Origin of the sequence: Pantoea sp. IMH, from assembly GCF_000599885.1 — a bacterium.
Classification (GTDB): domain Bacteria; phylum Pseudomonadota; class Gammaproteobacteria; order Enterobacterales; family Enterobacteriaceae; genus Erwinia.
The window spans coordinates 33,901-46,243 of record NZ_JFGT01000006.1; the positions used below are offsets into that span (position 1 = coordinate 33,901).

The window sequence follows — 12,343 nt, forward strand, 5'->3', positions numbered from 1 at the left end:
ATTCTTCTGTAGGCAAAAAAATGCTGGCCAGAGTATGATGCGCGGGCCAGCCTGGCGCAGTCAGTTTACGTCACGGCAGCGTGTGGCGACGCCGCACCAGAATCAATCTCCGGTTAATTTCAATAAATGCCAGCACATATTCGCTCGTCCCTGTTGAGTTTTGCGCTTCTTTTTTCCAGCCAGGTTGCCCTGAATCAGGCTGTTGCAAGTCCACCGCTGGCTGAGGTCGCCGCCCATCCGCAGATCGCCTCGGGCAGCGCGATGATCGTGAATCTCAACAGCAATAAAATCCTCTACGCCAGCAATCCCGACCGGGTAAGGCCGATGGCCTCGATCACCAAACTGATGACGGTGATGGTCGCGCTGGATGCACGCCAGCCGCTGGATGAGAAAATCGCTGTGGATATCAGGCATACACCAGAGATGCGCGGCGTCTATTCCCGCGTCCGTCTGAACAGCGAAATCAGTCGTAAAGAGATGATGCTGCTGGCGCTGATGTCATCGGAGAACCGGGCGGCGGCCAGCCTGGCGCATCACTACCCTGGCGGCTACGACGCCTTTATCCGCGCGATGAATGCCAAAGCGAAAGCGCTCGGTATGACCCATACGCGCTACGTCGAGCCGACCGGCCTGTCGACGAAAAATGTCTCCACCGCCCGCGATCTGATTAAGTTATTGATCGCCACCAAAGGCTATCCGCTGATGGGGCAGCTCAGCACAACCCGTGAAGATATGGCAACGTTCCGCAGTCCGGCTTATACACTGCCGTTTCGTAATACCAATCATCTGGTCTACCGGCCTGACTGGAATATCCAGCTGACCAAAACCGGCTTCACCAACGAAGCGGGGCACTGTCTGGTGATGCGGACGGTGATTAAGCAGCAGCCGGTGGCGCTGGTGGTGATGGATGCTTTTGGCAAATATACCCATTTTGCGGATGCCCGCCGGCTGAAAAGCTGGATGGAAACCGGGAAAATCACGCCGGTTCCCGCCGCCGCGCTGGCCTATAAAAAGCAGAAGGCGGCGCTGACGGCCAGCAATAACACCCTGGCTGATAACGTCGAATAGCCGCTGTTTCTGCCGCTATCTGAGATAAACATCAGGCTCTCTCCGGCTCCCCGCCGGAGAGAAACAGTGTGTCATTTTCGCTGATAAATCTGATAGTGTCGCCCCGGTCAAAAGACTAGACTGGCGCTCAACTCTTCCCGGCCTTCATGGCCGTTTTACTGGCTATCTGGAAATCTCCATGTCTACGTTACTCACCTGGTTTCGGGTCTTTCTGCTGGCGCTGACCACGCTGACGCCTTTGCTGTCACAGGCAGCCGAACAGGCTCAGCAAAGCGAAGAGGTTGCGGTAAAAGTTAATGCGGCCACCGAACTGCCCAAAATGCAGAAGGTGCTGGATAAAATTAAGCAGCAGGTCTCGGGTGAAACCAACGACAGCCGCCTCACCGCGCTCAACGAACTGGCGCTGGAATTATCCGGCGCCGCCGATACCCTGACGCAGGCAATTATTCCTCAGCGGGCGCAGCTTCAGACCCAGCTTGCCGTGCTGGGGCCGGCACCGAAAGCTGACAGCGGCGTTAAGGAAACGGCTGATGTGACCCGACAGCGCAAAAGCCTGGAAAATCAGAAAACGAAAATAGATGAGCAGATTAAACAGGCTGAAGCGATCAAAAGCGGCGCTATCACGCTCTCAGCGCAGATCGTCGCTCTGCGCCGCGATGCGCTGAAAACGCAGCTGGCGCTAAATGCCGGCAGTCTGTTCGGACCGCGCTTCTGGTCGCCGATGTTTAACAACCAGAGCAATGACAGCCAGAAGATCGGCAGTTTCCTCGGCAAGTTACAGGCTACGGCAGCGCTGTCGTGGCAGCCGGACTGGCGGATTGGCACCCTGCTCTGGATCCTGCTCGCTGGCGTGGTGGCAACGGCGGGGCGCCGTTATCTGGAAGAGTTCCTCGCCTGGGTCGGCATCCATCTGCTGCCGGAAGGGCGACTGCGCCGCAGTTTCCTGGCCGCGGCGACTGCGCTGACCTCGCTGGTGGCGATAGTGCTGGCGTTTAATTTCCTTGATCTGGCGTTCACACGCCACGATCTCGTTGAAGATGAGGTGCGGGATTTTGCCGATAGCCTGGTCAATCTGAGCATCCTCTGCGGGCTGATTGCGGGGCTTGGCAGGGCATTTCTCTCCACCCGTCGTCCCTCCTGGCGCCTGCCAAATATCTCCAATGAAGTGGCGCTGACATTAAAACCGTTTCCGCCGATCACCGCCGCGCTGGTCTTTATTTGCCAGATGATTGAAACCCTCAACAGCAGCGCAAATACCAGCGTGGCGACCACGGTTCTCGCCAACGGCATGACGGCGCTGCTGATTGGCGCGACGGCGCTCGCCATCAGCTGGCGCACCAATCGCGTGCGCCGCCGCATGATCCTGCAGGGAGAGCAGCCGGAAGCCCGATCCACGCTGGTGGGCCTGATTCAGATGTCCATTACGCTGGTCGGCGTGGCCATTATGGCATCGCTGGTCATCGGTTACGTAACGCTGGCGCGTTTTCTCAGCTATGAACTGATCTGGATCGGTATCGTATTTGGCTCTTTCTTTATTATGAGCCAGCTACTGGCCGACAGTTTCGAAAGTCTCTTTTCCCCCCAGAATGCCTCGGGCAAAAGCATCCAGCGTTCGCTTAATATCGACGAGCGTTACCTCGGACAGGCGGCGGCGTTGCTGACCGGCCTCAGCCGGGCGGTGCTGATCCTGGCGGCGGCCATGGCAATACTGAACGGCACATTTGGCAGCGCAACGCCGATTGAGCTGATGCAAAAGGCGATCGAATTCTGGGGCGGAAAAGGGCTGGAATCCCTTAATATCGTGCCCGCGCATGTGCTTAACGCGCTGCTCTGCCTGGTCGTGGGCATCTACGTACTGCGTTCGGTAAAGCACTGGCTGGAAAGAGATTACCTGCCTAAAACCACGATGGACGTGGGGATGCGCGTCTCGCTGATCACCCTGTTCAGTAACGTCGGCTACGTGCTGGTTATTCTGCTGGCGCTCTCGGTGATGGGGTTGCAATGGAACAAGCTGGCATGGATCGTCAGCGCGCTGTCGCTGGGGATGGGCTTTGGCCTGCAGGAGATCGTTAAAAACTTCGTCTCCGGGCTGATTCTGCTGACGGAGAGGCCGGTAAAAGTGGGCGACCTGGTGAGCATCAGCGGCATTGAAGGCGATATTCGGCGCATCAGCGTGCGCGCAACGGAGATCCAGCTTGGCGACCGTTCGACGGTGATTGTGCCTAATTCACAGTTTATTTCTCAGAACGTCCGCAACGCTACCATGGGAAATGCTCAGGGCGTGGTAACCGTCACGCTGACGTTCCCGCTGGATATCGATCCGGTGCAGGTTCGTCAATTACTGCTGGATGTTTACCACGAAAATGAAAGCATTCTGGCTGCCCCGGAACCTTCGGTCTCCTTCAAGGATCTCACCGCGTCAGGCATCATCATGTCAGTGACCGGAAACGTTTCAAGCCCGCGTCAGGTGGGGGGCGCGAAAAGCGATCTGCTGTTTGCTATTCTCACGCGGCTGCGCGATGAGGGCGTCATGCTGTCAACGCCGCAGACGATGATCGTCGAGCAGCGCAACGGCATTGTCGTGCCGCGGGAGTCGGACGCTTAACCTCAACCCAAAGCGGCCAGCAATAAGCTGGCCACGCCACAGACAATTCAGTGCGTTTTATCGCAGCCGCAGCTGCCCCACTGTTTTGTTTTGGGCGTTTTGCCGATGCCGGGATTAAAGCTGTTGGTCGGATCAAGCTGCTGGTAAAACGCTTTCAGCTGCGGTTTGGCCTCGTAAAGATGGCCCACGTTGTGCTCCGCCGGATATTCAGCTCCCCGCTCTGCGAGCAGCGCTAACATCTTCTCTTTCAGCGCGTGCACATCGACGCCTTTCTTCACGATGTAGTCCTGATGAAACACATGGCAGAAGAAATGACCATAATAGAGCCGGTGAATTAACGCATCGTCAAATTCGGCGGGAAGACGTTCAAACCAGTCGTGGTCGTTGCGGCGCAGGGCGATATCCAGCGCCAGAATATCCTCCACTTCATCGTGATGAACCGCATAGTAGCGCACGGCGGCCCCCGCTGCGGCAAACCGATGGAGAAACGCTTTCGCTCCTTCTTCCGGCGTACACTCAAAAAATTCTCCCTGCCCCTGCTGAAAATAGCGGGTCAGGTAACGGCGGGCCTCTTCCGTGCCTTCACCTGACATTTTCAGCATCAGGTGGTGTTCAAAGCGATCGCGGTACTGTTTCAGCCGCTTGGGCAAATGCGAAGGGAGAAGGCCGCTGATTTTTTGCAGCGTCCGGTCAATCAGATGCGGTTTGAGAAAGGAAAGATGATTTAACAGCGCGTCGGCGCGGCCCTTGAGCGTAAAAAAAGCCGGCATCTTGTCGGTGCCAAGCTTATCAATCATCACAAAGGTATCTTTGCCATACACTTCGGCAATATCAAAAATATCGCGGTGCAGATATTCACCTGCCACCGGCAGATGGGTAAATTTGCTCAGGATATGACGTCGGATGTCATCCAGCACCGAAGTGTCGTTGGTGCCGATATAAAACACCTGCTGGGCCTGCTCGGCGACAAACGTATCCAGCCGCACAGCAAAGACCGCCAGCTTACCCGCGCAGCCGGAGGCTTCAAAAAGCCGCCGGGCATCGGCATTAAAGCGGGAAGGGGTGTCAGCGTCCACGTCGCGAACGCGGCTGGCATACTCATGATCCGAAGCGTGACGCTCGTCATGACGGACATCGCTCTGCTGCCAGGTTTCATCATCCAGCCGCGTCAGGATCTGCTCCGGACTGGCACCGAGGTCGATGCCAAGATGGTTAACCAGCGTCAGCTTACCCTGCGCGTCAATCTGCGCATAGAGCGCCATTTCGCTGTAGGCTGGTCCACGCCTGATTAGCGATCCGCCGGAATTATTGCAGACGCCGCCCAGCACCGAAGCGCCGATGCAGGAGGAGCCAATCACCGAGTGCGGTTCACGTCCCAGCGGCTTAAGCATTTTTTCCAGCTGGTAGAGCGTACTGCCGGGAAAAGCCACCACCTGCTTACCGCCTTCAATAAGCTGAATTTTATCCATTCGCAGCGTACTGATAATCACGATCGGGCGATCGTAATCCTTGCCCTGTGGCGTGGAGCCTTCGGTCAGACCGGTATTGGCTGCCTGCATCAGAATAATCACGTCCGCCGCCACGCAGGCCTGCAGGACACGCCACTGCTCCAGCAGCGTACCGGGAAAAACCACCGCCAGCGCCTCGCCCTGACCCGAGCGGAAACCCTTGCGGTAGCGTTCAGTGTCGCGGGGATCGGTCAGGAGGTGAGAGCGGCCGACGATGCGTTTCAGTTCAGCCAGCAGCGGCTGGCTGGCCGGAGCCGTAGAGTTATGCATAGCCATTGTCCTTTTCTGTCAGATCGACTGATAGTAGCATCACTCCGCTGCCTGCGAAGTGGTTAACAATCATAAGGCTAGCGTTACAAGGTTGAAAGCTACCTGCTATCCTCATCTTATGGCACACTGGTGCCTTGCCAGGCAGTCTTATTATAATCCCTTGCTACGCAGTCACTTAAGAGAAATAACCTGATGAAATGGATTTGCTCTGTCAGTCTTGCTGTCGCGCTGGCGATGCAGCCGGGTCACGCTGAAGACCTTTCTGGCCCTCATCCGCTGACGCCGGAAGCCCGCGATGCTTTTGTTACCAACCTGCTTAAGAAAATGACGCTGGATGAAAAAATCGGCCAGCTCAGGCTTATCAGCGTCGGACCGGATAACCCGAAAGAAGCCATCCGCGAGATGATCAAGCAGGAGCAGGTTGGCGCAATCTTTAATACCGTTACGCGCCAGGATATCCGAGAGATGCAGGATCAGGCGATGCAGCTCAGCCGCCTGAAGATTCCCCTATTTTTCGCCTATGACGTGGTGCATGGTCAGCGCACCGTGTTCCCTATTCCGCTGGGGCTGGCGGCAAGCTGGGACCGCGATGCGGTGGCAACGGTGGGACGCATTTCGGCGTATGAGGCCGCCGATGATGGGCTGAATATGACCTGGGCCCCAATGGTGGATGTGACGCGTGAACCGCGCTGGGGACGCGTCTCCGAAGGGTTTGGCGAGGATACTTATCTGACCTCAGAGATGGGCCGCACGCTGGTGGCGTCAATGCAGGGTAAAAGCCCGGCCGACCGCTACTCGGTGATGACCAGCGTTAAACACTTTGCCGCCTATGGCGCGGTGGAAGGCGGACGCGACTACAACACCGTAGATATGAGTCCGCAACGGCTTGCCCAGGATTATCTGCCGCCTTATAAAGCCGCGCTCGATGCGGGCAGCGGCGGGGTGATGGTGGCGCTTAACTCGCTGAACGGCGTTCCCGCCAGCGCTGATGACTGGTTGCTGAAAGATCTGCTGCGTGATGAGTGGAAATTTAAAGGGATTACCATCAGCGATCATGGTGCCATTAAAGAGCTGATGCAGCACGGCGTCGCCAGCGATCCTGAAGACGCTGTGCGTATCGCCATCCAGTCCGGCGTCAATATGAGCATGAGCGACGAATACTACAGTAAGTATCTGCCCGGCCTGGTGAAAAGCGGTGCTGTCAGTGAAGACGAAATTAATGACGCGGCGCGTCACGTGCTCAACGTAAAATATGATATGGGGCTGTTCAACGATCCCTACAGCCATCTGGGCGATAAGGCGAGCGATCCGGCAGACACCAATGCTGAAAGCCGTCTGCACCGTGCAGAAGCGCGCGACGTTGCCCGCAAAAGCATCGTTTTGCTGAAAAACCGGCTCAATACGCTGCCCTTAACGAAAAGTGGCACCATCGCCCTGATCGGCCCGCTGGCCGACAGCCAGCGTGACATTATGGGCAGCTGGTCGGCGGCAGGCGTGGCGGCGCAATCCGTAACCGTACTGCAGGGGCTGAAAAACGCCACAGCGGGTGAAGCCACTGTCCTTTATGCCAAAGGGGCTAACGTCAGCGATCACAAAGGTATCCAGGATTTCCTGAATCTTTATGAACAAGCGGTAACGGTAGATAAGCGCACACCGCAACAGCTGCTGGACGAAGCGGTCGACACGGCGAAAAAAGCGGATGTTGTGGTAGCGGTGGTGGGTGAAGCGCAGGGGATGGCGCATGAAGCGTCCAGCCGCAGCGATATCACGCTGCCCGCCAGCCAGCAGGCGCTGATTAAGGCGCTGAAGGCGACCGGCAAACCGCTGGTGCTGGTGCTGATGAACGGACGGCCGCTGGCGCTGGTAGACGAAGATCGCCAGGCGGACGCGCTGCTGGAAACCTGGTTCAGCGGGACGGAAGGCGGCAATGCCATCGCGGATGTGCTGTTCGGGGATTATAACCCGTCGGGCAAGCTGCCGATGTCTTTCCCGCGCTCCGTTGGACAGATCCCGATTTACTATAACCATCTGAATACCGGGCGTCCCTATAATGCGGACAGACCGAATAAGTACACCTCTCACTACTACGATGAGGCTAACGGCCCGCTCTATCCGTTTGGCTATGGGCTGAGCTACACCACCTTCAGGCTATCGCCGGTGAAAATGTCTGCGCCAACCATGCCGCGTAACGGCGTGGTCGATGCGAGCGTAACGGTCACCAACACTGGCGACCGTGAGGGGGCAACCGTAGTCCAGATGTACCTGCGAGATCAGATGGCGAGCATCAGCCGCCCAGTGAAGGAGCTGAAAGGCTTTAAGCGGATCACGCTTAAACCAGGTGAGTCGCAAACCATTACCTTCCCAATCGATGTGAAGGCGATCCAGTTCTGGAACGCGAAAATGCAGCAGGTGGCGGAACTGGGTAAATTCAGCGTGATGATCGGACTGGATTCCGCCCGCACTCACGATGCGGAATTTGAATACCTTTAATCAGAAGTCATACCGTGCCCAGGGGACGACGCGATTCGCCCTCTGGGGTTATCGACAAAACGCGAGCGCCGGAAACAGGGCCTGTTGGTAAACACGCAACAACATCATTTCTGCCAGCGCATCCCTTGCCGTCCGTGGTGTGGGATGCACTGTTCTCAGTCCTGTTCCCCTCGCTTTACGTTTTCAGCCTTCCGGAAGTGCGACGCGATCTGGCCTCTCTTTTCAGCAACAGGAATCTTTATGCCTTCGGTTCGGGACAAAATTCAGCAGCAGATCTTTCGTCTGAACGGGCTGGCGATGAACGAGTTTGATCTCTCTCAGCCGCCGGGCGATCCCGGACTTTATGGCCCGGAGAGCGTCATCTGGCGCGTGCATGGCGATTTTTCATCTATGCTGTGCGGCGGGATTTCGGCGCTGTTGATGCAGATGCTGCACCCGCTGGCGCTGGCGGGCGTCTGGGATCACTCCACCTTCCGCGACGATATGATGGGACGGCTTCGTCGTACCAGCCAGTTTATCGCTGTGACGACCTTTGGTAACACGGCTGATGCCAATACGCTGATCGAGCGGGTCAGGCGGATCCATCTCAAAGTAAACGGCGTTGATGCCTGTGGTACGCCTTATGCGGCAAGCGATCCGGCCCTGTTGACCTGGGTGCATGTGGCGGAAACCAGCCGTTTCCTGGCGTCGCATCTGCGTTATAAAAACCCGCAGCTCACTCTTGCCGATCAGGATCGCTACTATGCTGAAGCCGCCGTCGTGGCTGAAGCGCTCGGGGCGGAACAGGTGCCGAAAACCGTACAGGCGGTGGAGGACTATTTTGTGGCGATGCGGCCTCAGCTTCGCTGTGACGCGCGAACCCGGGAAGTGCTTTCACTGCTGCTCAGCGCGCCGGCCCCAAGCTGGCAGGCCCGCCCGGCAATGAAGGCGATGATGATGGCTGGTATTGAGCTGCTGCCGGGTTGGGCGCAGGCGCAGTTCGGTTTTCAGTTCTCTGCACCGCGCCGTCAGATCATTCGTCAGCGCGTTAAGCTGCTGGCCGCCATGCTGCGCTGGTCTATTCGCCGTGGCGCTTATCAGCGGGCGATGGCGCGTATGGGACGTGAATAACCGGTACGGTTGATCGCCCGCCCGCGCGGGCATTTTGAGACTCTTCCCCTTGTTCCGGCGCGCTGTATCGGGACATTCTGCTACTCTGCCCAAAAAGGATCACCCTCCACCGTCGAGGCTCTATGACACAGTCGTACCGGATTGCTGAAGTGTTTAATCAGCAACAAACTCTGATCGCCAGCGTTGAACAGGATGAGCGCGTCGCCTACTTCTACATCTGGCCCGCCGAGCCGTTTCGTCATCAGTTTGCCGTGCGCGGCTGCTGGCTGCGGAATCTGCTGCCTGCACCCGCCAGTGAAGACAACGAGGCGATGGAGCAGGGGCGTCCTCCGCTGCTGAGCGCGGCCTGTTGCCGCACGCTGCAGGCTGAACCGCCGCTTGATCCTGCCGGGCTACAGGTTATCTGGGAACCGGGTGATGACGGCGCTGCGCTCTGGTATCAGGGCCAGCTGCTGGCAGTGATCCCCGGCTGGAGCCTGTACCAACAGAAGCAGGTCAGCTTCTCCGCCGGCTGTATCAAAGAGAATCGGCTGACCGCGCCGCTCGGCTCGGCCTCCACCAACGACTATTACGCCCTCGCGGAAAAACATCGTCACTTCTGGCGGGACTGGCACGACGGCCATCTCTGGGAGCCGATGCAGCGCGATATGCTGAAGTGTTACCAGGCTCAGTTTGGCGACTCGCTGAAATATTACGCCATCGACCAGGGCAGCTGGCCGCCGATGGCGATCTCCCAGCACTATCATCAGGGCAGCTGGTTTTTCCTGACGCTGGGGATGAGTATTCGTCCGATGCCGTGGGTGGCGTTTCTCTATGAGGATCTGGCGCCCCACTATCGGCGCGTCGAGCTGGGCATGGCGATCGATGCTGAGGTGATGACCGAAGATAACGCTGTGCAGATGGCCAGCGCCCTCGCCAGCTTTGCGCATCTACCATGGGCGCGCCTCAGCTGGGTGGGGGAAGGACACACGCTGACTTCCGCCGTCGCCCCGGTGGGTTTTGAGGGGTTTATCCTCTCTGGCGAGCTGGGCGGTGAAGAAGGGCAGTTTACGCTACCCAAACGTGAAGGTGACAAGGTCAATTTGCTCTGGGCGTCTCCGGTTACGGCTGCCGAACGGGAATTTGCCGAGGCGGAGGAGGATGGCGGTCATCAACTGGTGGCGAAGCTACTGGCCGAAGGATGCAGCCATATATTTCGTCCCCGACAGCAACTTGTTGAACCGAAAGAGTAATTTTTACGGCTTTTTTCGCCGCGGCGGAAAGATGAAATATTTACCTGAAATGTGATTACTGTCACCTCAAGTTCCGCCAGAAAGCGCCGTTAATTCGATCGGGCAATTGTGCCCGATTTGAGTGGAACGGGGTTCTACATGTTAAAAACCACCCAGGGCAGATTTACATTGTTGATCGTCGGCTTCTTTGCGTTATTGCTGCTGATCACGGTAGTCGTCATAAAAATTTTCGTCGCGCCACAGCTGACAAACAATGAGAGCCGCCTGGTACGTTACGAGGTGGACAGCATTGGTTCGCGGATTACCGCCATGATGAACCGAATCCAGGCACAGCAGCGCAGTATTACTGAAGCCGTATCGGTGCTGGACAGCGCCAGCATTGATACCCTGCTCCCCGCGCTGGTAAACCAGTATCAGGATGCGGATGTTTTCGGTGGCGGGATCTGGCCTTTGCCAAAAATGCGTGACCCGGCAACGGACAAATTCAGCACATTCTTCGCCCGTGACGGCAGCAACACGCTGACGGTCAATACCTTCTGGAACTCAGCCGAAGCTCCTAACTATTACGAGCAGCCCTGGTACAAAGATGGAATGGCGGCCGCGAAAGGCCAGTGCGCCTGGGCGAAAGCCTATCAGGACGCCGCCAGCCCGCAGCCCCGTACGAACTGCGCCATGACCATTTACCGCAACGGCGCGGCCTGGGGCGTGGCAACCATCGACGTCACGCTGGGCTTCTTTAATCATCTGGCGAAAGAGATGGGCGAAGCCATTGAAGGCAAGGTCTTTATTGTTGAAGCGGATGGGAAAGTTGTGGGTGACGCCAGTCTGGTTGGCGCGGCGCCAAAACTCAGCAACCTGAGCGATTTCACCTCGCCTGTGGCGGCACCGCTGAAAGCGATGCTGGCAGGAGCAGGCAGCGAGGTGGTACAGAACACCTATGAAGGTGAGGATGGTTCACATACGCTGTTCGTCCAGCAGATCGCGGGCAGCCCGTGGTTTATCGCCAGTGACGTCCCTACAGCGCTACTGGCAAAGCAGACCAACTCAATCCTGACCCGACTGGGTCTGGTGCAGATCCCGCTGGCGATTCTGCTGCTGCTGGTTCTGCTGGGCTTTATCCGTACCATGATGACCCGTCTGAACGGGCTGAATGAAAATATCCTCTCACTCTCTACCGGTGGCGCAGACCTGACCCAGCGTCTGCCAGCCAGCAGCAGCCCGGAATTTAATGCCGTTTCGCAAAGCTTTAACGCCTTTATCGAATATCTGCAGGGGTTGATGCGTCAGGTCGGCGACAGCGCACTGGCAATCACCTCGGCATCAAAAGAGATCGCCAGCGGCAATATGGATCTCTCTGCGCGAACGGAAGAGCAGTCCAGCTCCATCGTGGAGACGGCGGCTTCTATGGAGCAGTTGACCGGCACCGTCCGGCAGAATGCGGATAACGCCACGCATGCTAACCAGCTGGCCGGGGACGCGTCACGCGTGGCCGAACGCGGTTCCAGCGTGGTGAAGCAGGTGGTTGTCACCATGGGCGAGATCAATACCTCTTCGCGTAAAGTGGTTGATATCATCAGCGTGATCGACAGCATCGCTTTCCAGACCAATATTCTGGCGCTTAACGCGGCAGTTGAGGCAGCACGCGCCGGTGAACAGGGACGCGGATTCGCCGTCGTCGCCTCGGAAGTGCGCAATCTTGCTCAGCGATCGGCTAACTCCGCACGCGAAATTAAAAAGCTGATTGAAGAGTCGGTCGCAAATATCGATCAGGGCAGCCAGCTGGTGCAGGAAGCGGGCAGTACGATGGATGAACTGATGAACGGCGTCAGCAGCGTGACCACGCTGATGAGCGAAATCATGTCTGCCAGCCGTGAGCAGAGCATGGGGATTGATCAGGTTAATACCGCGATCAATCAGCTCGACAGCACGACGCAGCAGAACGCCTCGCTGGTGGAGCAGGTTTCCGCTGCCGCGCAGGCGATGGAAGAGCAGAGCGTCCAGCTTGAGCAGGTGGTCAGCAGCTTTAAGTTATAACCGCAGTGCAGTAATGTCTCTGACAG

At 57.4% G+C, this 12,343-nt stretch carries 7 protein-coding genes; 6 read left to right on the top strand and 1 reads right to left on the bottom strand.

Annotated elements, in window-relative coordinates; translation table 11 throughout:
• Positions 1-126 precede the first annotated feature (126 nt).
• Entirely contained in the window at positions 127-1,068 is a 942-nt protein-coding gene (pbpG, locus tag EA20_RS0114550) for a D-alanyl-D-alanine endopeptidase (protein ID WP_024967522.1), read from the top strand.
• A gap of 178 nt (positions 1,069-1,246) precedes the next feature.
• On the top strand, positions 1,247-3,673 hold the full coding sequence (locus tag EA20_RS0114555) for a DUF3772 domain-containing protein (RefSeq protein ID WP_024967523.1): 2,427 nt from the start codon (positions 1,247-1,249) through the stop codon (positions 3,671-3,673).
• Between the two features lie 47 nt (positions 3,674-3,720).
• On the opposite strand, the gene dld is transcribed toward EA20_RS0114555, so the two are convergent.
• A complete protein-coding gene (dld, locus tag EA20_RS0114560; protein WP_024967524.1) occupies positions 3,721-5,451 on the bottom strand; it encodes a D-lactate dehydrogenase in 1,731 nt (576 codons plus the stop codon).
• Positions 5,452-5,643: 192 nt separating this feature from the next.
• On the opposite strand from dld, the gene bglX reads away from it, so the two are divergent.
• The 4 genes from bglX (at position 5,644) to EA20_RS0114580 (ending at position 12,317) form a co-directional block, all read left to right on the top strand.
• Complete coding sequence (bglX, locus tag EA20_RS0114565) at positions 5,644-7,941, top strand: beta-glucosidase BglX (protein ID WP_024967525.1); 2,298 nt, start codon at positions 5,644-5,646, stop codon at positions 7,939-7,941.
• A 240-nt stretch (positions 7,942-8,181) separates the two neighbouring features.
• Positions 8,182-9,051, top strand: coding sequence for an oxygenase MpaB family protein (locus EA20_RS0114570; protein WP_024967526.1), 870 nt, complete (start codon positions 8,182-8,184; stop codon positions 9,049-9,051).
• A 122-nt stretch (positions 9,052-9,173) separates the two neighbouring features.
• Entirely contained in the window at positions 9,174-10,283 is a 1,110-nt protein-coding gene (locus tag EA20_RS0114575; RefSeq protein WP_024967527.1) for a suppressor of fused domain protein, read from the top strand.
• Between the two features lie 138 nt (positions 10,284-10,421).
• The gene (locus EA20_RS0114580; RefSeq protein WP_024967528.1) at positions 10,422-12,317 is read left to right on the top strand and encodes a methyl-accepting chemotaxis protein; all 1,896 of its coding nucleotides are present in this window, start codon (positions 10,422-10,424) and stop codon (positions 12,315-12,317) included.
• Positions 12,318-12,343 lie beyond the last annotated feature (26 nt).

Excerpts from the sequence above, each read along its gene's own strand:
- pbpG (WP_024967522.1), top strand. The coding sequence starts at position 127 with ATGCCAGCACATATTCGCTCGTCCCTGTTGAGTTTTGCGCTTCTTTTT.
- EA20_RS0114555 (WP_024967523.1), top strand. The coding sequence starts at position 1,247 with ATGTCTACGTTACTCACCTGGTTTCGGGTCTTTCTGCTGGCGCTGACC.
- dld (WP_024967524.1), bottom strand. The coding sequence starts at position 5,451 with ATGCATAACTCTACGGCTCCGGCCAGCCAGCCGCTGCTGGCTGAACTG.
- bglX (WP_024967525.1), top strand. The coding sequence starts at position 5,644 with ATGAAATGGATTTGCTCTGTCAGTCTTGCTGTCGCGCTGGCGATGCAG.
- EA20_RS0114570 (WP_024967526.1), top strand. The coding sequence starts at position 8,182 with ATGCCTTCGGTTCGGGACAAAATTCAGCAGCAGATCTTTCGTCTGAAC.
- EA20_RS0114575 (WP_024967527.1), top strand. The coding sequence starts at position 9,174 with ATGACACAGTCGTACCGGATTGCTGAAGTGTTTAATCAGCAACAAACT.
- EA20_RS0114580 (WP_024967528.1), top strand. The coding sequence starts at position 10,422 with ATGTTAAAAACCACCCAGGGCAGATTTACATTGTTGATCGTCGGCTTC.